Source organism: Streptomyces sp. NPDC102406, from assembly GCF_044765725.1.
Lineage (GTDB): Bacteria > Actinomycetota > Actinomycetes > Streptomycetales > Streptomycetaceae > Streptomyces.
This window is the reverse complement of the sequence record NZ_JBIWKP010000004.1, coordinates 236,385-259,815: the sequence shown is the minus strand read 5'-3', so window position 1 is coordinate 259,815 and position 23,431 is coordinate 236,385. Positions and strand designations below refer to the sequence as shown.

Annotated in this window: 22 protein-coding genes and 1 pseudogene; 12 read left to right on the top strand and 11 right to left on the bottom strand. The window is 72.8% G+C overall.

Annotated elements, in window-relative coordinates; translation table 11 throughout:
• The first annotated feature begins 32 nt into the window (after window positions 1-32).
• Together ACIRF8_RS19220 and ACIRF8_RS19215 are read left to right on the top strand one after the other, a co-directional pair.
• Window positions 33-1,397 carry a GH1 family beta-glucosidase gene (locus ACIRF8_RS19220; RefSeq protein WP_404216368.1) on the top strand — a complete coding sequence of 455 codons (1,365 nt, stop codon included), beginning with the start codon at window positions 33-35 and terminating at the stop codon, window positions 1,395-1,397.
• Window positions 1,398-1,552: 155 nt separating this feature from the next.
• Window positions 1,553-2,500, top strand: a complete 948-nt coding sequence (locus ACIRF8_RS19215; protein ID WP_404216366.1) for an SDR family oxidoreductase — start codon at window positions 1,553-1,555, stop codon at window positions 2,498-2,500.
• A gap of 19 nt (window positions 2,501-2,519) precedes the next feature.
• Here the strand turns inward: ACIRF8_RS19215 and ACIRF8_RS19210 are convergent, their stop codons facing one another.
• Both ACIRF8_RS19210 and ACIRF8_RS19205 read right to left on the bottom strand, forming a co-directional pair.
• Entirely contained in the window at window positions 2,520-2,759 is a 240-nt protein-coding gene (locus ACIRF8_RS19210) for a hypothetical protein (protein ID WP_404216364.1), read from the bottom strand.
• Window positions 2,760-2,797: 38 nt separating this feature from the next.
• Window positions 2,798-2,959, bottom strand: coding sequence for a hypothetical protein (locus ACIRF8_RS19205; RefSeq protein ID WP_404216362.1), 162 nt, complete (start codon window positions 2,957-2,959; stop codon window positions 2,798-2,800).
• 539 nt (window positions 2,960-3,498) lie between these two features.
• On the opposite strand from ACIRF8_RS19205, the gene ACIRF8_RS19200 reads away from it, so the two are divergent.
• On the top strand, window positions 3,499-4,434 hold the full coding sequence (locus tag ACIRF8_RS19200; RefSeq protein WP_404216360.1) for a MerR family transcriptional regulator: 936 nt from the start codon (window positions 3,499-3,501) through the stop codon (window positions 4,432-4,434).
• Between the two features lie 23 nt (window positions 4,435-4,457).
• Window positions 4,458-5,804, top strand: a complete 1,347-nt coding sequence (locus tag ACIRF8_RS19195; RefSeq protein ID WP_404216358.1) for a hypothetical protein — start codon at window positions 4,458-4,460, stop codon at window positions 5,802-5,804.
• Here ACIRF8_RS19195 and ACIRF8_RS19190 read toward each other — a convergent pair.
• Both ACIRF8_RS19190 and ACIRF8_RS19185 read right to left on the bottom strand, forming a co-directional pair.
• Window positions 5,701-6,537, bottom strand: a complete 837-nt coding sequence (locus ACIRF8_RS19190) for an endo alpha-1,4 polygalactosaminidase (protein ID WP_404216947.1) — start codon at window positions 6,535-6,537, stop codon at window positions 5,701-5,703. The two genes, ACIRF8_RS19195 and ACIRF8_RS19190, sit on opposite strands and share 104 nt — an antisense overlap.
• Window positions 6,538-6,837: 300 nt before the next feature.
• Window positions 6,838-8,169: a S41 family peptidase gene (locus ACIRF8_RS19185; protein ID WP_404216946.1), complete on the bottom strand. Its 1,332-nt coding sequence runs from the start codon at window positions 8,167-8,169 to the stop codon at window positions 6,838-6,840.
• 185 nt (window positions 8,170-8,354) lie between these two features.
• On the opposite strand from ACIRF8_RS19185, the gene ACIRF8_RS19180 reads away from it, so the two are divergent.
• The 4 genes from ACIRF8_RS19180 to ACIRF8_RS19165 all read left to right on the top strand — a co-directional run bounded on the left by ACIRF8_RS19180 (window position 8,355) and on the right by ACIRF8_RS19165 (window position 11,807).
• Window positions 8,355-8,750 (top strand): nitroreductase/quinone reductase family protein, encoded by a 396-nt coding sequence (locus ACIRF8_RS19180; RefSeq protein WP_404216356.1) that lies wholly within the window; start codon window positions 8,355-8,357, stop codon window positions 8,748-8,750.
• Between the two features lie 76 nt (window positions 8,751-8,826).
• On the top strand, window positions 8,827-9,450 hold the full coding sequence (locus ACIRF8_RS19175) for a TetR family transcriptional regulator (protein ID WP_404216355.1): 624 nt from the start codon (window positions 8,827-8,829) through the stop codon (window positions 9,448-9,450).
• Entirely contained in the window at window positions 9,434-11,080 is a 1,647-nt protein-coding gene (locus ACIRF8_RS19170) for an acyl-CoA dehydrogenase family protein (protein ID WP_404216353.1), read from the top strand. Before ACIRF8_RS19175 ends, ACIRF8_RS19170 begins: the two co-directional genes overlap by 17 nt.
• A 7-nt stretch (window positions 11,081-11,087) precedes the next feature.
• Entirely contained in the window at window positions 11,088-11,807 is a 720-nt protein-coding gene (locus tag ACIRF8_RS19165) for a ribonuclease H (protein ID WP_404216351.1), read from the top strand.
• A gap of 61 nt (window positions 11,808-11,868) precedes the next feature.
• On the opposite strand, the pseudogene ACIRF8_RS19160 reads toward ACIRF8_RS19165, so the two are convergent.
• Window positions 11,869-12,723: pseudogene (locus ACIRF8_RS19160) on the bottom strand (family 16 glycosylhydrolase); the annotation flags it as partial.
• Between the two features lie 216 nt (window positions 12,724-12,939).
• Window positions 12,940-14,370, bottom strand: coding sequence for an endo-1,4-beta-xylanase (locus tag ACIRF8_RS19155; RefSeq protein ID WP_404216349.1), 1,431 nt, complete (start codon window positions 14,368-14,370; stop codon window positions 12,940-12,942).
• A gap of 366 nt (window positions 14,371-14,736) precedes the next feature.
• Between ACIRF8_RS19155 and ACIRF8_RS19150 the strand changes: the two genes are divergently transcribed.
• Complete coding sequence (locus ACIRF8_RS19150) at window positions 14,737-15,699, top strand: D-2-hydroxyacid dehydrogenase family protein (protein ID WP_404216347.1); 963 nt, start codon at window positions 14,737-14,739, stop codon at window positions 15,697-15,699.
• 15 nt (window positions 15,700-15,714) lie between these two features.
• Here ACIRF8_RS19150 and ACIRF8_RS19145 read toward each other — a convergent pair whose 3' ends face one another.
• Window positions 15,715-16,179, bottom strand: coding sequence for a cupin domain-containing protein (locus ACIRF8_RS19145; protein ID WP_404216345.1), 465 nt, complete (start codon window positions 16,177-16,179; stop codon window positions 15,715-15,717).
• A 237-nt stretch (window positions 16,180-16,416) separates the two neighbouring features.
• On the opposite strand from ACIRF8_RS19145, the gene ACIRF8_RS19140 reads away from it, so the two are divergent.
• Window positions 16,417-17,202: an SAM-dependent methyltransferase gene (locus ACIRF8_RS19140; RefSeq protein WP_404216343.1), complete on the top strand. Its 786-nt coding sequence runs from the start codon at window positions 16,417-16,419 to the stop codon at window positions 17,200-17,202.
• A 123-nt stretch (window positions 17,203-17,325) separates the two neighbouring features.
• On the top strand, window positions 17,326-18,960 hold the full coding sequence (locus tag ACIRF8_RS19135) for a GMC oxidoreductase (RefSeq protein WP_404216341.1): 1,635 nt from the start codon (window positions 17,326-17,328) through the stop codon (window positions 18,958-18,960).
• Window positions 18,961-19,000: 40 nt separating this feature from the next.
• Here the strand turns inward: ACIRF8_RS19135 and ACIRF8_RS19130 are convergent, their stop codons facing one another.
• Genes ACIRF8_RS19130 through ACIRF8_RS19115 form a run of 4 tightly spaced genes read right to left on the bottom strand, consistent with a single transcriptional unit; the run spans window position 19,001 to window position 22,742 of the window.
• Window positions 19,001-19,480, bottom strand: a complete 480-nt coding sequence (locus ACIRF8_RS19130) for a carboxymuconolactone decarboxylase family protein (RefSeq protein WP_404216945.1) — start codon at window positions 19,478-19,480, stop codon at window positions 19,001-19,003.
• Window positions 19,481-19,485: 5 nt separating this feature from the next.
• A complete protein-coding gene (locus ACIRF8_RS19125) occupies window positions 19,486-20,568 on the bottom strand; it encodes a dihydrodipicolinate reductase (protein WP_404216339.1) in 1,083 nt (360 codons plus the stop codon).
• Window positions 20,569-20,607: 39 nt separating this feature from the next.
• The gene (locus ACIRF8_RS19120; RefSeq protein ID WP_404216337.1) at window positions 20,608-21,474 is read right to left on the bottom strand and encodes a fructosamine kinase family protein; all 867 of its coding nucleotides are present in this window, start codon (window positions 21,472-21,474) and stop codon (window positions 20,608-20,610) included.
• Between the two features lie 5 nt (window positions 21,475-21,479).
• Window positions 21,480-22,742 carry a benzoate/H(+) symporter BenE family transporter gene (locus ACIRF8_RS19115; protein WP_404216335.1) on the bottom strand — a complete coding sequence of 421 codons (1,263 nt, stop codon included), beginning with the start codon at window positions 22,740-22,742 and terminating at the stop codon, window positions 21,480-21,482.
• Between the two features lie 146 nt (window positions 22,743-22,888).
• On the opposite strand from ACIRF8_RS19115, the gene ACIRF8_RS19110 reads away from it, so the two are divergent.
• The gene (locus tag ACIRF8_RS19110) at window positions 22,889-23,422 is read left to right on the top strand and encodes a helix-turn-helix domain-containing protein (protein WP_404216944.1); all 534 of its coding nucleotides are present in this window, start codon (window positions 22,889-22,891) and stop codon (window positions 23,420-23,422) included.
• The last annotated feature ends 9 nt before the right edge of the window (window positions 23,423-23,431 follow it).

Here is a 23,431-nt window from a genome sequence, read left to right as displayed (position 1 = left end):
GTACCAGCGCACGCCCTTGTGAAAGGAACCCTGTGTCCGACCCCCTTGACCTCGCCGCCTTCCCGCACGACTTCCTGTGGGGCACGGCCACGTCGGCGTACCAGATCGAAGGTGCCGTCAGCGAGGACGGCCGCTCGCCCTCGATCTGGGACACGTTCTCGCACACCCCCGGCAAAGTCGACAACGACGACCACGGCGACATCGCCTGCGACCACTACCACCGCTGGCGCGAGGACATCGGCCTCATGCGGCAACTGGGCACCAACGCCTACCGCCTGTCCGTCGCCTGGCCGCGCGTCGTGCCCGGCGGCGACGGCCCGGTCAACGCCAAGGGCCTCGACTTCTACGACGAGGTCATCGACGCGCTGCTCGCCGAGGGCATCACCCCGTCGGTCACCCTCTATCACTGGGACCTGCCGCAGACGCTCCAGGACCGGGGCGGCTGGCCCGCCCGCGAGACCGCCGAGCACTTCGCCGCCTACGCCGCCGTCGTCGCGGAGCGGCTCGGCGACCGCGTGAAGCACTGGACGCCGCTCAACGAACCGCTCTGCTCCGCGTGGATCGGTCACCTCGAAGGCCGGATGGCGCCCGGCTGGACCGACCTGACCGCCGCCGTCCAGGCCTCGTACCACCTGCTGCTCGGCCACGGCCTGGCCACCCAGGCGATCCGCGCGGCCGTGCCCGGCGCCGAGATCGGCATCGTCAACAACCTCGCCCAGGTCGAACCCGCCACCGACCGGCCCGAGGACGTCGCCGCGGCCCGCCGCATGGACGGCCACTCCAACCGCTGGTGGCTCGACCCGGTGCACGGCCGCGGCTTCCCCGCCGACATGGTCGAGGTGTACGGCGTCGAACTCCCCGAACAGCCGGGCGACCTGAAGACGATCGCCGAACCCCTCGACTGGCTGGGCCTCAACTACTACTTCCCGTCCACGATCGCCGACCACCCCGCGGGGCCCGCCCCCTACGCGCAGGCCGTACGCCGGCTCGGCCTGCCGCGCACCGGCATGGACTGGGAGATCGACGCGGACGGCATCGAGACGCTGCTGCTGCGCCTCACCCACGAGTACGGCGCCCGCAAGCTCTACGTCACCGAGAACGGCTCCGCCTTCCCCGACGTCGTACGCCCCGACGGCGCCGTGGACGACCCGGAGCGCGAGGAGTACCTCGTGAACCACATCGCGGCGTGCGCCCGCGCGGTCCGCAAGGGCGCCCCGCTCGCCGGGTACTTCGCGTGGTCGCTGCTCGACAACTTCGAGTGGGCGTACGGCTACGACAAGCGCTTCGGCCTCGTCCACGTCGACTACGCGACGCAGACGCGCACCATCAAGGGCAGCGGCCACCGCTACGCGGACCTCGTGCGCCGCCACGGGGCCCGGGCGCGGCGCGCCGCCTGAGAGGCCGGGGGCCGGCGGGGCCGCCGGGAACGGCCCCGCCGACACGGTCACGCAATCCCGACAGAAGATGTCGGGATTTACCGAGACGCTTGACGACGCTTGACCAAGAAGCCGCTGACGAGGCGGCGGACAGCGCCGAGACTCGGGAGACACACGTGACCCACGCGCAACCACAGGACCGCCAGGACAGCCCGGCGCCGCTCGACGGAAAGGTCGCACTCGTCGCGGGCGCCACCCGCGGCGCGGGCCGCGGCATCGCCGTGGAACTCGGCGCGGCGGGCGCCACGGTCTACGTGACCGGCCGCACGACGCGGGCCCAGCGCTCCGAGTACGACCGCGCCGAGACCATCGAGGACACCGCGGAGATGGTCACGGCGGCGGGCGGACACGGCATCGCCGTCCCCGCCGACCACCTGGAACCCGACCAGGTCCGCGCCCTCGTCGAGCGCGTCGACGCCGAACAAGGCCGCCTCGACGTCCTGGTCAACAACATCTGGGGCGGTGAACTCCTCTTCTCCTGGTCCGCCCCCGTCTGGGAGCACGACCTCGACAAGGGCCTCAGGCTGCACCGCCTCGCCGTCGAGACACACGCCATCACCAGCCATTTCGCGCTGCCGCTCCTGCTGCGCCGGCCGGGCGGCCTGGTCGTCGAGATGACGGACGGCACGGCCGAGTACAACCGCGCCCACTACCGCACCTCCTTCTTCTACGACCTGGCCAAGAGCTCCGTGCTGCGGATGGCGTTCGCCCTCGGCCACGAACTCGGCCCGCGCGGCGCCACCGCCGTGGCCCTCACGCCCGGCTGGATGCGCTCCGAGATCATGCTCGACCACTTCGGCGTCACCGAGGACACCTGGCGCGACGCCGTCGCGGCCGAACCGCACTTCGCCATCTCCGAGTCCCCGCGCTACGTCGGCCGTGCGGTCGCCGCGCTCGCCGCGGACCCGGACGTCCGCCGCCACAACGGGGAATCCCTCTCCAGCGGCGGCCTCGCCCAGGTCTACGGCTTCACGGACCTCGACGGCAGCAGGCCCGACGCGTGGCGCTACCTCGTCGAGGTCCAGGACCCGGGCAAGCCGGCGGACGTCACCGGATACCGGTAGCCCCAGGTGTATTGATCAGCTAGATCCCGTCGTCCGGAGTGTCGACGCGGGTGGGCCAGACCGCGCTGCCGCCGCCGCGCCACTCGATGAAGTCCGGATCGTCGAGCGGCGCGTCGTCGAGGCCGGCGCGGCGCAGGAACTCCACCACGTCCGCCCGCGAGGTCGCGAGGCCCGCGTCCTCGCCGTGGATGGCGACCCGCCGCCCGCCGGGCTGCGCCGCGTGCACGACCACTGAGGGGTATCCGTCACGTCCGTCCATGCCCCTCAGCTTCGTACCCCGCGGACGACTCCGCACCCTCAGCCGGCCGGCGGCGCGGCGGGGGACAGCCGCTCGCCCTCGTCCGCGGCGGCCCGCACCAGCACCCTCGCCACATCGAGCGGAGCGGACAGCATCGGCCAGTGCCCCGTCGCCAGCTCGAAGCAACCGACGGTCGGCCGCGCCGGCACCCCCAGCGGCATCGGTGCCGCGAACCCCGACAACCCCTCCCGCTCGGCGGGCCCGAGGTCCTGGAGATCCCCCCCACACCCGTGTCTTCGCCGGCGCGGGCGGCGGCGCGCGCACCCCCTCGCCCTCGGTGCGCGCCCGCTCCAGGAGATATCCGCGTACGTCCTCGGTCACCAGGTCCATGGTGCTGTCCCCGTCGCCGGGCGGCCCCGCGTCGAGGCAGACGAGCCGGGGGACCCGCTCCGGCCGGCGCGACGCGGCGCCCAGCGCCGGATGGATGCCGTAGCAGTGCCCGACCAGGACCACATCGGGCTCCGCGACGTGATCGACGAGCTGCACCAGATCCTCGATGTGCGCGTCCAGGTCCGTGGTGGCCGACGCCAGATGACGCCGGTCGCCCAGACCCGTCAGAGCCGCCGCGACGTCCCGCCAGATCCGGCCCGCCGTGCAACCCCCCGACACCAGCACGAAAGCCGCCATGAGCGTGCCCCTTCTCCTTCGATACGTGTGGAACGGCCGTACCGTAGGAACGCCCCCGGAGGGAGGTTCAAGCGTGACGCCGCACGACGAACCGGGTGACATGGGCATCGGAGAGCTCGCCGAGCGGGCCGGTACGAGCGTGAAGACGGTCCGCTTCCACGCGGACCGGGGCCTGCTGCCGCGGCGCCCGCGCACCCCCGGCGGGCACCGCCGCTTCGGCGACGAGGCGCTGCACCGGCTCCGCACGATCCGCGGGCTGCGCGCACTCGACGTGCCGGTGCCCGACATCGAGCGCGCCGTGAAGGAGGAGGACGCGCTGCGCGTCGCCGTCGCCCGCCGCCTCACGGCCGTCAAGGGCGAACCGGCCGCACTGCGCCGGCGTGAGAGCGCGCTGCGGCTGGTCGAGGAGTCCGGCGCCTCGGCCGAGCGCGCCGACCGGCTCGCCGTGCTCGCCGCCGCGCCGCTGCCGCCGACCACCACCGAACTCGCCCGGTCCTGGCGGCGCAGACCGCCGTCGCGCCGCCTGCCGAGACCGCTCGCCGCGGCCATCGTCGACGCCGCCGTCCGCACCCCGGCGCCCGACCCGGCCCCGGGCCCGCTCCTCGCCTACGCCCGTCTGCACGCCCTGGCCCGCACCGCCGCGGCGCCCGCGCCGCCCGCCCGTGACCCGGGCTGCGACCCGGTCGCCCTGTACGAAGGCCTGGGCGTGGCCCACGAGTCGGGGGCCGCCGCCGTGGCCGCGGGCCGCACCCCGGGGCCGGGTCCCGCCCTCGACGCGTTCGTCACCGCGCACGCCGACGCCCAACGCACGCGGAACAGCGCCGACTTCAGGCGGCGCCTGCGCACGCTCCTCGCCCGCACCACCGACCGGGCCGTGGACCGCTACGGGCGATTCGCCGCCGCCGTCGACCCCGCCGCGCCCCCCACCATGGGCGCGGCCCACGACCGGCTCGGCGCCGCGCTGCGCGCCGACCCGGGACCGAGTGCCGAGGCGGGGCGCGGGCCATGACGGATTCCGGTTACGGTGCTGGGGTGATCAACCCGCAAGGCAATTACGAGGCACACCCCAGCGAGCCGGGGACGGCGCTGCTGCTCGCGGCGGCACCCGCGGGCAAGGGGTGCCTCATCGACGCGGCGTCCGTGCTCCCGTCGCTCGCGGCGGTCCCGCCCGGCGCGCTCACCGGCACGGCGACGGCCACCGTCGTCGAACTCGCCGACCCGCTCGACCCGCAGGCCGTCCTCACCCGTCTCCGCACGGTCGCCGCGCTGCCCGGACCGCTGCACCTGTACGTCACGGGCCAGCTCCACCTCGACCACCGCCAGCGCCTGCTGCACCTCGCGCTGGCCCGCACCACCCCCTCCACGCTGCGCTACACGGCCCTGCCCTGGCACTGGCTGACCGGCGAACTCGCCCTGCGCCGCCCGCACACCACCACCGTCGTCGTCGACCTGGTCACCGACGCCGCCGCCTGGCACCACGTCCGCGCCGGCGGCCTCGGCCTCGGGCACGGCACCGGCCTCTACGGCCGGGTGAGCCCGCCCCCGCCCCGGCGCACCGTAATGACCCCTGCCTACCTCAAGACCTACGCCGACATCTGGCGCACCGGTGAACGGCCCACCCAGGCCCATCTCCACGAGACAGCAGCCGCCCGCTCGGGCCCCCAGGGCGCGCTGTTCCTGTCCCAGGCCGCGCCCGCGCGGACGGTGCCCGCGCAATCCCCGCCCCCCGCTGCCGCGGTCGTCCGGGCGGCTCAGGCCCCGGCTGCCCCGGTGCCCGTCGTTCCCGCTCCCGCCCGGCCCGGCCCCCTCCCTCCGGAGCCCCCGCGATCAGCCCCCCGGCCCCCGGCGCAGGGTGAGGACCCGCACGTCGTGCTGCTCGCGGCCGCGCAGGCGGGGCGGCACGGGGAGGCCGCCGCCATCGCCGCCCTGTGGGAGAGCGAGGCGCTGCGCGCGCACGGGGCCGGGTCGGCCCAGGCCATCCACTGGCTGGAGGTGCGGGCGGACCTGGCGCGGCTGGCCCAGGACCCGCCCCGCAGTTGCGAGTTGTGGACGGCGGTCGCCCAGGCCCGGCTCGCCCGCGGCGAAGCACCGGCCGACGAGGACGTGGAGGCGGCCGTCGACCGGGCCCACCACCAGTGGGAGCAGGTCGAGGACCCGGTCAGGGCCAGGTCCCAGGCCACCGCCCTCACGGCCCTGCGCCGCCAGGTCCCGGGACGGCGCCCCGGCGCGCTGGAGGCGATCCAGCGCCGCCTGGACGCGCTCGCCGCGGCGCCCGTCAACAGGCCTTCCGCACATACCCCTCGGACCCCGCCGGACGCACGTCCAGGTCCCGCAGCACGATCGACAGCCGCGCGCCCCACGCCCGGCAGGCCCGGGTGAAGTCGGCGGCGCGGTACTCGATGACGAAGACCCGGTCGTCGTACGCGGACGCGTAGGCCCCGCACTCGTCGTAGCGGGCGCACTCCTCCGCCACCGCGAAGTCGAAGCCCACCGCGGCATGCTCCGGCAGCAGCTCGGCCGTGTTCTTCTGGCCGACGGCGAGCCCCGCGGTGTGCGCGCGGCGGGCGAGCAGTCGCGCGAAGGCGACCGCGTCGGCGGGCTTCAGCAGGCCGTCGGAGCGTTCGTAGGAGTCGAGGTTGTCGGGCTCGACGGCCTGGTAGCCGTCGTCCGCGCAGCCGTCGATCCACGCCCCGACGATCTTCGCCAGCCGTACCCGCTTGTCCGCCGTGGACAGGTCCAGGAGCGCCTCGTCCCAGTCCTCGTCGATCACCAGGTCGCCGTCCCCGTCGCGCAGCAGCAGGTCGGGGTGGTGGCTCCGCCACCAGCGCAGCGCGTCGGGCTGGGCCTGGAAGGCGTTGACGTAGCAGACGTTGTAGCGCCCGCGGGCCGGTCGCGCGCTCCGGTCGCGGGCGAGGGCGCGCACCCCGGACGGCGGTCCGTAGGCACCGCCGATCTGGTAGTCGAAGTCCATGTCCGCCGTGGGGCGCTCGACGCGCGGTGGCCGGTCCTCGGCGGACGGAGGCGACGAGCAGGCGGACAGCGGGACGGCGAGGCCGAGGACGAGGCACAGGGCGGACAGGCGACGCAGGGTCCGGGAGAGCGGGGCGGAGATCACCACGGCACCCTACGGCCCTGTGAGCGGCGGGGCGCGGGCCGGTCCGCACCGGCCGTGGCGCACCTCACGCCCCACCCCCGGACGCCCGGGAACAACTTCGGCCCGGCGCCCGTTGAACCCACCGTGGGCACGGATGGAACAGTGTCCCCGGGCCTCACCTATCGCCCGCAGGGAAGATCGTTCGGCTGAAGCCCTGCGGAGCCCCCCGCCGAGAGGCGACCGCCATCCGTGCTCACCTCGGGCCGCCCCGGCCGTGATCCCCCGTCACGGCCGGGGCTTTCCGCTGCCCGGGTGCCGTCAGCCGCGGGCGAGCGCCGCGACCGCCGCGTCGAACGCCGTGTCACGGTTCTTCGCGAACTCCTCGTCGGTGAAGACCGGGGTGCGCACGTGCGGCGGGATCCCGGTGCCGTCGAAGGTCTGCCCGGAGCGGGTCAGGAACTCCTCGTTGGGCAGCAGGACCTCCATGCCGTTGGGCAGCCTGCGGTCCATCGTGTCGGAGAAGACGCCCTGGGTGGCCTCCCCGACGCGGATCGTCCTGCCGGGCCGGTCGATGAGCGCCTGGGTGAACGTCTCGCCCGCGCTGATCGTCGAACCGCCCGTCAGCAGGGCGATCGGGCCCGTGTAGCGCGGCACACCCCGCGCGGGCTCCACCGTGATCGGCTGCGGACGGGTGTATCGGGTGCGCTTGCGGTACGCCGTGTACGAGGTGTCCGTGAGGCGTTCGGCGATGTGCAGACCGAGCGAGTCGTAGCCGCCGCCGTTGACCCGCAGATCGATGACCAGCCCCTTGAGGGAACCCGCCCGCCGTGCGGTGAGGACCGTGTCCAGCGCCTTGTCGAGCTCCTTGACATGGACGTCGTACGAGCGCTCCTGCCCGGCGTAGCCCGCGAACGCGGAGATACGCAGGTACCCCTGCCCGTTCGGCAGATCCGCGTAGCCGATCCGCCCGCCGGCGAACTCGCGCAGCTCCTTGCCGCCGAGGTCGCGCCGGACCACGTACTCCGTGACCTTGGCGTCCAGCTCGGCCCCGGGCATGGTGGTGCCGGGCCGGACCTGTGCGAAGCGGCGGTCGCCATCGAGGACCGCGACATGCGCGTCGTACAGCGGCGCGACCATCTCGCTGAGGACGGCGAACAGCTCGTCCCGCGTCGTTCCGGCGTCGATCCTGGGCCGGTAGGTGTCGCGTACGGCGTGCCAGTCGATGCCCTTGGCGGCGAAGAACGGGTAGTTCTCCTCGAAGGACTGCCAGAAGACGTCGAACGCCGCCACCGGGCTGTCGGGCAGCGGACGGCGGCAGTCCTTCGGCAGTGCCGCGATCCGGCGCAGTTCCCGGTGTCCGGGTGAGCCCGCCACCTGGAGGGTGCCCCGCGGTCGCAGGGTGAAGACCGATCCCTCGCTGTCCGTGTACGTGCCCGGCCCCGTGCGGCGTGCGGTGTCGCCCTCCATGCAGCCGGCCGCTGTCGTCTGGTACTCCCGCAGCCGCCCGTGGGTCACCGACAGGACCGTGCCGTAGCCGGTCACCCGCCAGACGCCCTCGACCGACGGCCGCCCGGCCGTCCCCGCGGCGGATCCGGGCGCCGCCGCGCCCGCGAGCGCCAGTGTCACGAGCGCCGCGGTCGTCGCCGTCACCGTTCGGAAGTGCTTCTGTCGCACCGTCATCTTCTCCCCGTCCACGCCCTGTCGAGGCCGTGCTCATGTCGTGTGCCTGCTGAGGGGAGTGACGATTCCGGACCGGGGAGCCCGGCACCATCGGGTGACCCGGTCGATTCGGCCTGGGGCTGACCCCCGGCTGGGACAGGCCCTAAAGTGCGGGCATGTCGCGTGCCCAGGAGACCAGACACCGCATCGTCACGACGTTCCAGCGCCGGGTCGCCAATCCGCTGTCGGTACGGCTGCCCGGGCAGGTCCTCGTCGAGACCACCGGCCGCGTCTCGGGCCGGGCCCGCCGCACCCCGGTCGGCGGTCGGCGCGTCGGCGACTCGTTCTGGCTCGTCTCCGAGTTCGGCCTCGCCTCGCAGTACGTGCGCAACATCCAGGCCGATCCGAGGGTCCGGGTCCGGCTCCGGGGCCGCTGGCACACCGGCACCGCACACCTGCTCCCCGACGACGACCCCCGCGCCCGCCTGCGGACCCTGCCGCGCTACAACAGCGCGGCCGTCCGCGCCCTCGGTACGCAACTGCTCACGATCCGGATCGACTTGACCGACTGAACCGGCCGCCCCTTCGCCGGGCCGGGGTATCCGCCCACCCCTTGTTGAAGCAATGAATCAGTGCTTCACTCCTTGTGTGCCCTACCGACGAACACCTGCCGTGCAGGCCCGCATCGACGCCCAGCGCACCACCGTCCTCGACGCGGCCACCGCCCTGCTCGCCGAGCACGGTTACGCGGGCTGCTCCATGTCCGCGGTCGCCGCGCGCGCGGGCATCGCCACCGGCAGCGTCTACCGGCACTTCCCGAGCAAGGCCGAGCTGTCCGTCGAACTGTTCCGGCGCGTCGTCACCCGCGAGGTGGCCGCCGTACGGGAGGCGGCGGCCAGACCCGCGGGGTCGCCCGCAGAGCGGGTCGTCGCCGTCGTCGAGACCTTCGCGCGCCGCGCCCTGAAAGCGCCGCGCCTCGCGTACGCCCTGCTCGCCGAACCGGTCGACCCGGCGGTGGACGCCGAACGCCTCGTCTTCCGGCGCGCCTTCCGCGACGTGTTCGCCGAGCACATCGCCGACGGCGTACGCGCGGGGCAACTCCCGGCACAAGACGCGCAGGTGACGGCCGCCGCGCTGGTCGGGGCGGGCGCCGAGGCGCTCATCGGACCGCTGTCCGACCCGGACCGGGGACCCGACGCCGTCCCCGCCCTGCTCACCTTCACCCTGCGAGCCCTCGGAACCTTGGGAGCCGTCGATGCCGACCACGCATGAAGTCACCAACCAGGTACCGCCGCTGACCGGCCACGACGCAGCCGCCGATCCGGCGCTCCTGGAGAGCCTGCGCCGCGAGGGCGCCGCCTGGGCCGAACCCGACCTGCACGACCTGGGTACCCTCGCCGGTTCCGCGCAGGTCCAGGAGTGGGGGCGGCTGGCGGAGCGGAACCATCCCGTCCTGCACACCCACGACCGCTACGGCCACCGCGTCGACGAGGTCGAGTTCCACCCGTACTGGCACGCCCTGATGACCGTCGCCGTCGAGCGCGGCCTGCACGCCGCGCCCTGGGCCGACGACCGGCCCGGCGCCCACGTCGCCCGCGCCGCCAAGATCTACGTATGGGGACAGGCCGACCCCGGCCACCTCTGCCCGGTCTCCATGACCTACGCGGCCGTCCCCGCGCTGCGCACCACACCGCGCCTGGCCGCCGTCTACGAGCCGCTGCTCACCTCCGGCGTCTACGACTTCGGGCTGCGCGAGCCCACCGGCAAGCGCGGCCTCATCGCCGGGATGTCGATGACGGAGAAGCAGGGCGGCTCCGACGTCCGCGCCGGCACCACCCGCGCCGTGCCGACGGGGGAGGAGGGGCAGTACGCGCTGACCGGCCACAAGTGGTTCACGTCCGCGCCCATGTCCGACGTCTTCCTCACCCTCGCCCAGGCGCCCGGCGGCCTCTCCTGCTTCCTGGTGCCGCGCGTCCTGCCCGACGGCACCCGCAACGCGATCCGCCTCCAGCGCCTCAAGGACAAGCTCGGCAACCGGTCCAACGCCTCCTCCGAGATCGAGTACGAGGGCGCGCTCGGCACGCTCGTCGGCGAGGAGGGCCGGGGCGTCGCCACCATCATCAAGATGGTCAACATGACCCGCCTCGACTGCGCCGTCAGCTCCGCGTCCGGCATGCGCCAGGGCCTCGTCCAGGCCGTCCACCACGCCACCCACCGCAGCGCCTTCGGCGCCCGCCTCATCGACCAGCCGCTGATGACCAACGTCCTCGCCGACCTCGCCGTCGAGGCCGAGGCCGCCACCGTCGCCGCCCTGCGCCTCGCGGGCGCCGTCGACCGGTCCGCGCGCGGTGACGACTCCGAGGACCCGCTGCGCCGCATCGGCCTCGCCGTCACCAAGTACTGGGTGTGCAAGCGGGCCCCCGCGCACGCCGCCGAAGCCCTGGAATGCCTCGGCGGCAACGGCTATGTCGAGGACTCCGGCATGCCGCGCCTGTACCGGGAGGCGCCCCTGCCCTCGATCTGGGAGGGCTCGGGCAACGTGGCCGCGCTCGACGTGCTGCGCGCCATGGCCCGGCAGCCCGCCACTGTGGAGGCGTACTTCGAGGAGGTCGAGCGGGCGAGCGGCGCCGACCGGCGGCTCGACGAGGCCGTGGCCCGGCTGCGCAAGGACCTGGCCGGACTCGGCGGTGACCCGGGCGCCCTCCAGTTCCGGGCCCGCCGCCTCGTCGAGACACTGGCGCTCGTCCTCCAGGGCTCGCTCCTCGTACGCCACGGGGCCCCTGCCGTCGCCGACGCCTTCTGCGCCTCACGGCTCGACCGCGACTGGGGAGTGGCCTTCGGTACGCTTCCATTGGGCGTGGACACGTCAGCAATCCTCGATCGGGCGCGGACCCTGGCATGATCGAGGCATGGCAGAACGTGTGATCGCCGCGTGTGACGGCGCGTCGAAAGGAAACCCCGGGCCCGCGGGCTGGGCATGGGTCGTCGCCGACAGCGACGAGCGCCCCGTCCAGTGGGAGGCCGGCGCGCTGGGCACGGCGACCAACAACGTCGCCGAACTCACCGCGCTGGAAAGGCTGTTGAGCACCATCGCCGCCGATGTGGCGCTGGAGGTCCGGATGGACTCCCAGTACGCCATGAAGGCGGTCACGACCTGGCTGCCCGGCTGGAAGCGCAAGGGCTGGAAGACCGCGTCCGGCAAGCCCGTCGCCAACCAGGAGCTGGTCGCCCGGATCGACGCGCTGCTCGAAGGCCGCGAGGTCGAGTTCACGTACGTGCCCGCGCACCAGGTCGACGGCGATCCGCTCAACGACTTCGCCGACCGCGCCGCCAGCCAGGCCGCGATCCAGCAGGAGGACGCGGGCAGCGCCCTCGGCTCGCCCGTGCCGCCGCCGTCGCCCGCGTCGAGCAAGTCCGCGCGGCCCTCGGCGTCCTCGGGCGGCTCCACCCGCGCCGGATCCGCCAGGAAGCGGACGTCCGGCTCCGCGCAGGCCTCCGGTTCCGCCTCGCGCACCCTGAAGGCGAAGTTCCCCGGCCGCTGCCGCTGCGGTCGCTCGTACGCCGCGGGCGAGGAGATCGCCAAGAACCCCGACGGCTGGGGCCACCCGGAGTGCCGCGCGTCGGCCTGACGGGCCCCGAGGCCCTGCCCGCTCGGCGGCAGGGCCTCACTCACCACGCGAACCGGGTCTAGTTGGACACCCGCACGTAGTCCACGACCAGTTGCTGCGGGAACCGCGTGTTGCCGTCCGGGTCGCCGGGCCAGTAACCGCCGACGGCCAGGTTCAGAATGATGAAGAACGGCTTCTCGAACACCCAGCGGTTGCCGCCGAGATCCGCGGGCGTGCGCGTCTGATAGACCGTGCCGTCCACCGACCACTTGATGGAGTTCGGCGACCAGTCCACCGCGAACGTGTGGAAGGCGTCCGCGAACGCCTGCCCGCCGGGCAGCGAGTAGCCCGCGCCGATACCCCCGGAGCCCGAGTACCCGGGTCCGTGGATCGTGCCGTGCACCGTCGACGGCTCGAAGCCGACGTTCTCCATGATGTCGATCTCACCGGAGTTGGGCCAGCCGACCGAACCGAGGTCGTCGCCGAGCATCCAGAACGCCGGCCACATGCCCTGCCCGCGCGGAATCTTCATCCGCGCCTCGACGTGTCCGTGCGTCGTCGTGAACTTGCCCGCCGTGTTCAGCCGTGCCGAGGTGTACTGACAACTCCCGTACCAGCACTGGTAGTTGCCGGGGTTCTCCTTGCGGGCGGTGATCACCAGGTGGCCCTGGCCGTCGAGCGCCGCGTTCTTCGCGCCGGACGTGTAGTACTGCCGCTCGTGGTTGTTGACGTTGTCGCCGGTCTCGATCTGCCACTTCGACCCGTCGGCCGCCGCGCCCGCGGGCCCGTCGAACTCGTCGGAGAAGGTGATCGCGGCAGCCGCGGCGCGGCCGTTCGTGTCCGTGTCGGCGGCGTGGGCCGCGGGCACCAGGCCGGCGCCCAGACAGAGGAGGGCGGCCGTCGCCAGGGGCAGCCTGCGGCGGAGGGGTATGCGCATGAGAGATCACGTCACTTCGGGTAGGGGGATCGCGCCTGTCTCGGGCGCGCCAGAAAGTGAAGACGAGGAAGGTGCACGTGGTGCGTTAACTTCAAGAGTTGATTTAAGGGAGAGGCGGAAGACCCGTCAAGGGATACGACACACCTGGACCGGCCGGGAGCGCGCGAGGGCCGCCGCCACGAGGACGGCGACCCGGGGTGCGTCAGGTGGCTCTTCTCAGGTGCGGGTCCAGCGCTGGTTGCTGCCGTTCGAGCAGGAGTAGAGCTGGATCTGGGTGCCGTTGGCGGTGCCGTTCCCGACGGCGTCGAGGCAGAGGCCGGACTGGACGCCGACCACGGAACCGTCGGAGTTGAGGCGCCACTTCTGGTTGTCGGCGCCCCAGCAACTGTAGATCTGCACCTTGGCGCCGTTGCCCGTACCGGCGGCGTCCAGGCACTTGTTCCCGTAGACCCTGAGTTCACCGGCGGCGGTGTACGTCCACTGCTGGTTGGTGCCGTTGTTGCAGTCCCAGAGCTGGATCTGGGTGCCGTCGGCGCTGCCGGTGCCCGGCACGTCGAGGCAGCGGCCCGAACCGACGCCCTTGATCTGCCCGCCGTCCGCCGGGGGAGTGGAGGTGCCTCCGTTGAGCGCGTTGAGGACGGAGGTGTACGCGGGCTTCTTGCTGCCGTCACCGTTGAACAGCAGCGGCGTGTCCCCCGAGCGCCAGGAGTCGGTGTCGCGCACACCCCAGACGGTGATGCCGAGGCAGCGCGAGACGGCCAGGCAGTCGTTGGTCACGTTCGCGTACGTCGTCGGCGAGGCGCCCTGGATGTCGAGTTCGGTGATGGCCACGTCGACGCCGAGGGCGGCGAAGTTCTGCAGGGTGGTGCGGAAGTTGCTGTTGTAGGGGCTTCCGCTGTTGAAGTGCGACTGGAAGCCGACGCAGTCGATCGGCACACCGCGCTGCTTGAAGTCCTTGACCATGGCGTACATCGCCTGCGTCTTGGCCCAGGTCCAGTCCTCGACGTTGTAGTCGTTGTAGCAGAGCTTGGCGGCCGGGTCGGCGGCGCGCGCGGTGCGGAAGGCGACCTCGATCCAGTCGTTGCCGGTGCGTTGCAGGTTGGAGTCGCGCCGGGCGCCCGAACCGCCGTCCGCGAAGGCCTCGTTCACGACGTCCCACTGCGCGATCTTGCCCTTGTAGTGGGCCATCACGCCGTTGATGTGGTCGATCATCGCCTGGCGCAGCGCGCCGCCGCTGAGGCTCTGCATCCAGCCGGGCTGCTGGGAGTGCCAGGCCAGGGTGTGGCCGCGCACCTTCTTGCCGTTCTGCACCGCCCAGTTGTAGACGCGGTCGCCGCCGGAGAAGTTGAACTGGCCGCGCTGCGGTTCGGTGGCGTCGATCTTCATCTCGTTCTCGGGCGTCACCATGTTGAATTCACGGCCCGCGATGGACGTGTACGCGGAGTCGCCGAGCCTGCCCGAGGCGATGGCGGTGCCGAAGTAGCGGCCGCTCTGCGCCGCCGCGGCGCCGAGCGTGCTCTCGGCGGCGTGTGCGGACGCCGGCGCGGCCAGCGCGGCGACCGCGCCGAGGATGCCGGCGGCCAGCGCCAGCAGCAGGCCGCGGATCTTCCGGCGGACGACGGATCTGGGAAGGGCGTACGAGCCCATGGCTGTGCCTCCAAGGTAGAAGTCACGGAAGGACCGAAGTGCGAGGAGGGGACGGCCGGGCGGCGTCGCGGACCTCTCGCCGGTTCCTCAGACAGGGATGATTGAGGTTTTGACGGTGGATCGTCAATACCTCACGCAGAAGAAGTTTCCGTTTCAGCTCCGAAACTTTCCGGTATCTCGGTGAGCTGGGCGAAAAAGGCCCGCCGCCCGCAGAGGAGGCGCAATTTGTGGACAGATTGGCGCTCGTTCTTGACCGGGGAGCTCCGCATTCCTACTCTGCGGCGCCGCTGTCTCCGGAAGTTCTCCGAAAACCTTTCGGCGGTCGATGGCTAAGGTGGGCGGACAAGATCGATCCGGGGAGTGTTGATGACCATGCTGCGTTGTGCCGTACTCGACGACTTTCAGGACGTGGCCCGTGAGCGAGCCGACTGGGCGCGCCTCACCCACCGGGTCGACGTCCGCTTCCTGCACCGCCACCTCACCGCGCACGACGACCTCGTCGCCGAGCTCGGCGACTGCGAGATCGTCGTCGTGATGCGGGAACGCACCCCGTTCCCCGCCGAGTTGTTCGCGCGCCTGCCCAAGCTGCGGCTGCTGATCACCTCGGGGATGCGCAACGCGTCGATCGACCTGGCCGCGGCGACCGCCGGCGGCGTCACCGTCTGCGGCACCCCGAGCAGCTCCGAGCCGCCCGCCGAGCTGACCTGGGCCCTCATCCTGGGGCTCGCCCGCGGCATCGTCACCGAGAACGGGAACCTGCGCTCCGGTGGCCCCTGGCAGTCGACCCTCGGCGCCGACCTGCACGGCCGCCGCCTCGGTCTGCTCGGCCTCGGCAAGATCGGCACCCGCGTCGCCAGGGTCGGCGCCGCCTTCGGCATGGACGTCGCCGCCTGGAGCCAGAACCTGACCCCGAAACGCGCCGCCGAGGCCGGGGTCGCGCTCGCCGGGTCCAAGGAGGAACTGTTCGAGACCAGCGACTTCGTCTCCGTGCACCTCGTACTGAGCGAGCGGACCCGCGGCCTCGTCGGCGCCGGGGAACTGCGGCGGATGCGCCGCGACGCCTACCTCGTCAATACCTCGCGCGCCGCGATCGTCGACCAGGAGGCGCTGCTGCGGGCGCTGTGCGAGGGCTGGATCGCCGGAGCCGGCAGCGACGTGTTCGAGACCGAGCCGCTGCCCCTGGACGACCCGCTGCGCACGGCGCCGAACTTCCTCGCCCTGCCCCACCTGGGGTATGTGACCCGCCGCAACTACGACGGCTACTTCCAGGGCGCGGTCGAGGACATCGAGGCGTATCTGGCGGGCAGCCCGATCCGCACCCTGAACTGACGTTCCGGCCCGCTCCTACGTGCGCACGAACTCCCGCAACTCCTCGGCGAGATGCGGGAACTGCGCCAGCACCGAAGGCGGGGCGAACTCGTGGTCCGCGTAGTCGAACCCGGGCGTGACGACCTCCGCCACCAGGCCGTGACCGGCGCCGCCGACCAGCCGCGACGCCTTCCACCAGGAGCCGGGCACCAGCAGGAACCGTTCGGCGTCGGCGCCCAGCACGGTGCGCGACAGCGTCCCCGCGGGGTCGACCGTGACGTACTCCAGCGGGCCGCCGTCGATGAGGAAGTGCAGGATGTCGCTGCGATTGCGGTGCAGCAGGCCGCTGGGGTGGGCCGCGTCGAGCAGGTAGTAGATCGACGTGGCCGAGGGGCGCGGGCCGTGCGGCGTCGCCATCTCCCGCGGACCGGTGTAGACGCGCCGGAACCAGCCGCCCTCGCCGTGCTCCTCCAGGCCCAGTTCGTTTCGCCAGTCGCGCACGGCGGCTCCCTCCTGCGATGTACGGATCCACGCGCACCGGGCGCGCCCGGTAACCGTACGGGCGCCCGGCGACCACGGCACGTCGGGGCCGCCGCACGGCGCGGCCGACGCCACCGTCCGCTGTCGGACCCGTACCCCCCGTGCACGCCCAACGCCCTGGTCGGTGCCGGGAGTTGGCATGGCAGACTGAGACCAAGGTCATCCGACACCCCGCCCCTCGCGACCATGGAGCCCCCCATGACGGCACCCGCCCCCCGGCCCAGAATCGACACCAGCCAGGCGCACCCCGCGCGGGTCTACGACTGGCTCCTCGGCGGGAAGGACAACTACCCGGTCGACGAGGCCGTCGGCGCGCAGCTCCCGCCCGAGGCGCGCGAGGGGGCGCGGCAGAACCGGGAGTTCATGCAGCGGGCCTCCGCCTGGCTCGCGACGCAGGGCGTCGACCAGTTCCTCGACATCGGCACCGGCATCCCGACCGCGCCGAACCTGCACCAGATCGTGCAGCGCGTCGTCCCCGCCGCGAAGGTCGTCTACACGGACAACGACCCCATCGTGCTCCGGCACGCGGAGGCGCTGCTCGTCAGCACGCCCGAGGGTACGACCGACTACATCCAGGCCGACGTCCGTGAGCCGCGGACGATCCTGGAGCACGCCCGTACCGTCCTCGACTTCGACCGCCCGATCGCGCTCTCGCTGATCGCGCTCATGCACTTCATCTCCGACGAGCAGAACCCGTACGACCTCGTCTCCACGCTGGTCTCCGCACTGCCCTCCGGCAGCTACCTCGTCCTCTCGCACGCCTCGTCCGACATCTTCCCCGAGCTGTCGGACCAGGTCACCGCCGAGTACGCGAAGGGCGGCATCACGCTCGGCTTCCGCGACCGCGCGGGCGTGGCCCGGTTCCTGGAAGGGCTGGAGCCGGTGGAGCCGGGTCTGGTCACGGCGTCCGAGTGGTACCGCGACGAGGCCGCGCCGAAGCCCGAGGACAGCGGGATCTACGCCGTGGTGGCCCGCAAGCCCTGAACCGGGCCGGGGTCATGGCGCATCGGTGGGAAACCCGTGCTCGTTACCTATTGGTATGCATCGACTTGTACGGCGATCAACAGTAGAACTCGTTCTCATTCACCCGAGAGTGAGGACCCCACGATGACTGACGCAACCCGCCCTGAAGTGGACCGTACCGGGATCTCCCGCCGCGGCTTCCTCGCAGGAACAGGTTCTCTTCTGGGCGCCGTGGCCCTGGGGGGCCGCGCCGCGGCCGTGGAGCGCGACGCGGACTCGGCCGTCGCCGACGGTGCCCGCATTCCCGCCCTGGTCATCGGCACCGGGTACGGCGGTTCCGTCGCCGCGCTCCGGCTCGCCGAGGCCGGGGTGGACGTGCACATGGTGGAGATGGGCATGGCCTGGGACACTCCGGGTGCCGACGGCAAGATCTTCGCCAACACGACCAGCCCGGACAACAGATCCTTCTGGCTCAGAACCAGGACGAAGCAGCCCCTCAGCAACTTCCTCGGCTTCCCGATCGACCGGGACATCCCCCGCTACACGGGCATCCTCGACGCCGAGGACTTCGCCGGGATCACCGTCTACCAGGGCCGTGGTGTCGGCGGCGGCTCGCTGGTCAACGGCGGCATGGCCGTCACGCCGAAGCGGGAGAACTTCGGTGCCGTCCTGCCCTCCGTCGACGCGGGCGAGATGTACGGCACGTACTACCCGCGGGCCAACGCCGGCCTGGGCGTCGCCACCATCGACCCCGACTGGTTCGAGAGCGCCGAGTGCTACCAGTACGCGCGCGTCGGCCGCAAGCACGCCGAGCGCTCCGGCTTCCCCTTCGTCTTCGTGCCGGACGTCTACGACTGGGACTACATGAAGCAGGAGCAGGCGGGCACGGTGCCGAGATCCGCGCTGGCCGGCGAGATCCTGTACGGCAACAACCACGGCAAGAAGTCCCTCCAGAAGACCTACCTGCCCCGCGCGCGGGCCACCGGCCGAGTCGCCATCTCGCCCCTGCACAAGGTGACGTCGGTGGCGCCTGCCTCCGGCGGCGGCTACACCGTGCGCGTCGACCAGCTCGACACCACGGGCGCCGTCACCGCCACCAAGGAGATCACCGCGGAGCGCGTGTTCTTCGCCGCGGGCAGCGTCGGCACCAGCAAGCTCCTCACCAAGCTGAAGGCGACGGGCGCGCTGCCCGCGCTCAACGACGAGATCGGCAAGGGCTGGGGCGACAACGGCAACGTCATGTGCGGTCGCGCCAACCACCTGTGGGACCCGACCGGCGCCCTCCAGTCGGCGATCCCCACCGGCGGCATCGACAACTGGGCCGCGGGCGGCGCGTTCGCCGAGGTGGCGCCCCTGCCGACCGGCATCGAGACGTACGCCTCGTTCTACCTGTCCATCACGAAGAACCCGCACCGCGCGCAGTTCACGTACGACCCGGCGACGGGCGGGGTCGGGCTGAACTGGCAGACCGCGTGGAAGCAGCCGGGGATCGACGCGGCCAAGACCATCTTCGACAAGATCAACGCGAAGGAGGGCACGATCTACCGCACCGATCTCTTCGGCACGTACAAGATCTGGGGCGACCACCTCACGTACCACCCGCTGGGCGGCGCCGTGCTCGGCAAGGCGACCGACAACTACGGCCGCCTGCACGGCTATCAGGGCCTCTATGTCATCGACGGCTCGCTGATCCCGGGCAATACCAGCGTCAACCCGTTCGTGACGATCACGGCGCTCGCCGAGCGCAACATCGACCGTATCGTCGCCACCGACCTGTGACGGCCTTGCCCTGCTCAAGCCCCGTGCGCCGCACCGGCGTTCACGGCTTGGGCAGGGTACACACCGCGTCGAGGCCGAGCACGTGGTTGAGCCGCCCGAACGCCAGCCACGAACCGATGGCCATGCTCAGCTCCACGATCTCGGCCTGGCTGTAGCACGCCGTCATCCGCCGCCAGAACGCCTCGTCGAGCCCGTGGTGGTCGACGGTGTACCGCTCCGCGTACTCGGCGGCCAGCCGGGTCCGCTCGTCGAACGCGATGGTGTCACGCCAGTCCGCCACCGCGTCGGCGAACGACTCCTCGACCTTCTCGCCGTCCCGCTCGGTGCGCCAGTCCAGGCAGAACAGACAGCCGTTGAGCTGCGCGACCCGCAGCCGCGCCGCCTCGAACTCCCGCAGCCCCAGGGACGAGTGGTCGTACACCGCCATGGAGAACTGCGCCGCCACCGGACCGATGCCGGGCACCATCTCGCCCCACACGTACGGGATGGGCTCCTGGCCGTCGGGTATGTCGATGCTCATGCCGGTCATGGCTGCTTCCTTCCGAGTCGGCCGACGGCGGGCAGGACGGGTACGTCGAGTGCGTCGTACAGGCCGGGCGGCGCCGCGAGCAGCCACTCGATCGCGCCGACGAGCCGCCCCACGGCGGTCGCGTTGCCGCCCGCCGCGTGGTTGCCGCCCTCGTCGGTGGCCTGGACGGTCACCTCGATGCGCGGGCGGCCCTCCACGATCACGCGGTGCGCGCCGGCTCCGCCACCGGGCGGCACCGGCCAGTCGGGCGCGCACGAAGGGTGGATCCGGGTCACGTGCTCGACGACGATGCGGACCTCGCCCTCCACCACGCCCTGCACCTCGAAGCGGACCGCGCCCTGGGTGCCCGCCGCGAAGTCGCCCATGGCGGCCGTCGTGACGTCGCTCTCCAGGGGGCGACGCTCCACGGTCTCGCGGATCTCGTCGAGTTCGGCCCCGAGCGCCCTGGCCAGCAGCCGCAGTTGCCCGCCCCACACCATGGTGGGGACCGACTCGGCGAGCATCAGCGGTTGGTACTCCATGGGGTGCCCCATGCCGACGAGGTGGCGGACCGAGTCCTCCTGGTCGTACGTCGAGTAGTCGAAGATCTCCTGGCAGCGCAGGACGTCGATCCGGGCGCCGAGGCCGCTGACCAGGAGGGGCAGGACGTCGTTGGCCCAGCCGGGGTCGACGCCGGACACGAACAGCGAGCCGCCGCCCTCCTCGATGGCCGCGCGCACCGGACCGGTGAACTCGGGGGGCGCGCCGCGCGGATCGTAGAGGGGGTACAGGGCCGGGCTGACGACGACGGCGCCGGCGCGCAGGGCCCGGCAGATGTCGGCGAGGGCCTCGTCGGGGCGGAGTTCGCCGGAGGCGGCGTAGAGGACGGCGCCGGGCCGTGCGGCGAGCACCGCGTCGACGTCGGTCGTCGCGGTGACGCCGAGGGCGTGGTCGTGACCGGCCAGGTCGCCGGCGTCGCGGCCGTCCTTGGCCGGGTCGTGCACGAGTACGCCGCAAAGTTCGAGCCCGGGGTGGGCGTCGACGGCTCGGATCGCCGCGCGGCCCACGTTCCCGGTGCCCCAGACCACCGTGGAAGTCATGGGCCGGAGGGTAACCTGACGTACCGTCAGTTCATAGCCCTAACGGGCGAGTTGGTGGTGGGCCGCGGTCAGGGCCTGCTCGGCGTAGCCGCGGCCGAAGAGGACCGCGTGGACGAGGATCGGAAACAGTTGGTGCAGCGGGACGCGGTCCTGCCAGCCGGGTGCGAGGGGCGCCGCCTCCTGGTAACCGTCGAGGATCCGGTCGAGGTGCGGGGCGCCGAACAGGCGCAGCATCGCGAGATCGGTCTCCCGGTGTCCGCCGTGCGCGGCCGGGTCGATCAGCCACGCGCCGCCGTCCGGGCCCCACAGCACGTTGCCGTTCCACAGGTCGCCGTGGAGCCGGGCGGGCGGCTCGGCGGGCCCCGCGAGCCGGGGCAGCAGATCGGCGACCTTCTCGAAGGTCGCGGCCTCGGCGGCGCGCAGGGTGCCCGCGTCCACCGCGAGCCGGACGTAGGGGAGCACGCGGTGCTCGGCGTACCAGCGCGGCCAGTCCCGACCCGGGACGTCGCGCATCGGGGCGAGACCGATGAACGCGTCCGTCGGGCCGCCGGGCGGGGCCGCGCCGAACGCGGGGGCGCCCGCGGCGTGCAGAGCGGCCAGGTCCGCGCCGAACCGCCGCGCGCTCAGATCGGTCGCCCGCCCCTCGGTGACACGGTCGGTCACCAGCCATCCCTCGTCCTGCCCGTGCACCCGGGGGACGGCGACGGCCCCCGCGTCGGCCAGCCAGCGCAGCCCGGCCGCCTCCGCCCGCGAGGCGTCGGCGGTCTCGGACTTCTTGACCATCACCACGCGCCCGTCGTCGAGGACCACCTCGGACAGCGCGGAGGAGAGACGGCGCTGCTCGGCGGCCCGGCGGCCCGTGCAGCGTGCGACTGCGGCGGCGACTGCGGCTGAAGGGTGGGACATGCGTCTCAGCGTACGACCGCGGGCGGGCCGTCGCCGTGGTGTGCGGGGGCCCCGGGATCTCCGTGACGTGCGGGGGCCTTCGCCTGCTGCCGGCGGCGGCCGAGCGCGGCGACGACGCTGGTGAGGACCCCGGCGAGCAGCCCCCAGAACGCCGAACCGATGCCGAGCAGTGTCACGCCGGAGGCCGTCGCGAGGAAGGTGACGGCCGCCGCCTCCCGGGAGCGCGGGTCGGACAGGGCCGAGGCCAGCGACGTCTCGATCGTGGCGAGCAGACCGACGCCCGCGACGGCCAGCACCAGCGCGTGCGGCATCGCGACCAGCAGCGAGGCGACCGTGGCGCCGAGCAGCCCCACGCACAGGTAGAAGATCCCCGCCCACACCGCCGCGAGGAAGCGCCGCTCCCGGTCGGGGTGGGCCTCCTCGCCGGTGCAGATCGCGGCGGTGATCGCCGCCAGGTTGAGCCCGAACGCGCCGAACGGGGCGAGCACCGCCTGCACCGCCCCCGTCATCGTCAGCAGCGGCGACACGGGCACCTGGTACCCGGAGCCGCGCAGCACGGCGACGCCCGGCAGGTTCTGCGAGGCCATGGTCACCACGAACAGCGGTACGCCGACGCTGACGAGCACCTTCCAGTCGAACTCCGGCGTCGTGAACACGGGGTGCGCCAGGGAGAGCCGCACCTTCTCCAGGTGCCAGCCCCCGGTCATGACGGAGGCGACGACACCGCCGCCCAGCGCGACCAGGACCGCGTACCGGGGCAGGAACGCGCGCCCCAGCAGGTACAGCACGAACATGGGGAACGCGAGGGCGAAGCTGCCGTCCATCTCGGTGAACAGCCCCGTGCCGAACTTCAGCAGGACCCCGGCGAGGAGCGCCGCCGCGAGCGGGACCGGGACGCGGTCCATGACGCGGGCGAACCAGCCGGTGAGCCCGCTGAGCAGGATCAGCACGCCGCTGAGGACGAACGCCCCGACGGCCTGGCCCATCGACACCCCGCTGAGCCCCGTGGCCAGCAGCGCCGCGCCCGGCGTGGACCAGGCGGTCACCACCGGCGCCCGGAAACGCAGCGAGAGGCCGACGCTCGTCACGGCGAGCCCGACGCCCAGCGCGAGCATCCACGACGAGATCTCCCGCGCGTCCGCGCCCGCCGCCCGCGCCGCGGTGAAGACCAGGGCCGCCGAACTCGTCACACCGACCGTGACGGCGATGAGTCCGGCCGCCACGGCCGAGGGCGGTGCGAGGGCGCGTATGCGGGCGAAGAGGGACATGCGGGCATCACTTCCGAAGGGCGCGACGAGGAACGGAACGCTCCGCGCACGGCGTTCCATAAACGGAACGTTCTGTATATGGAACACTAGGGAGCCGGACGGTGAGCCGTCAACAACAGCGCGGACGGCGGACGGGAGCGGAGGCGATGGGCCTCAACGACGAGGTGGGACGCAGACTCAAGGCGCTGCGCCGCGCACGGGACCTGTCCCTGTCGGAACTCGCCCGCCGCTCGGGCGTCGGCAAGGGCACCCTCTCGGAACTGGAGAGCGGCCTGCGCAACCCCACCCTGGAGACCCTCTACGCGCTGACCACCGCGCTCGGCAGCCCGCTGAGCGCCGTCCTCGACGACCCTCCCGCGGGGGCGCGCGGCGGCGTGTCCGGCAGTGCGGTGACCGCGGTGCTCCTGGAGCGGTACGACGACCGGGACGCGGCCACCGACGTCTTCCGCGTCACCATCGCCGCCGGCGCCACCCAGGACTCGGCCGCCCATGCCGCGCACACCACGGAGAGCCTCATGGTGCTCTCCGGCACCGCGCTCGTCGGGCTGCCCGACGCGCCGCAGAGCGTCGGCCCGGGCGGCCACGCCCACTGGCGGGCCGACGCCCCGCACCGCTACGCCGCACCGGACGGCGAAGTCCACGGCATCCTCTTCGTCCGGTACCCCAAGCGCCGCCCATAGGGCGGAAGT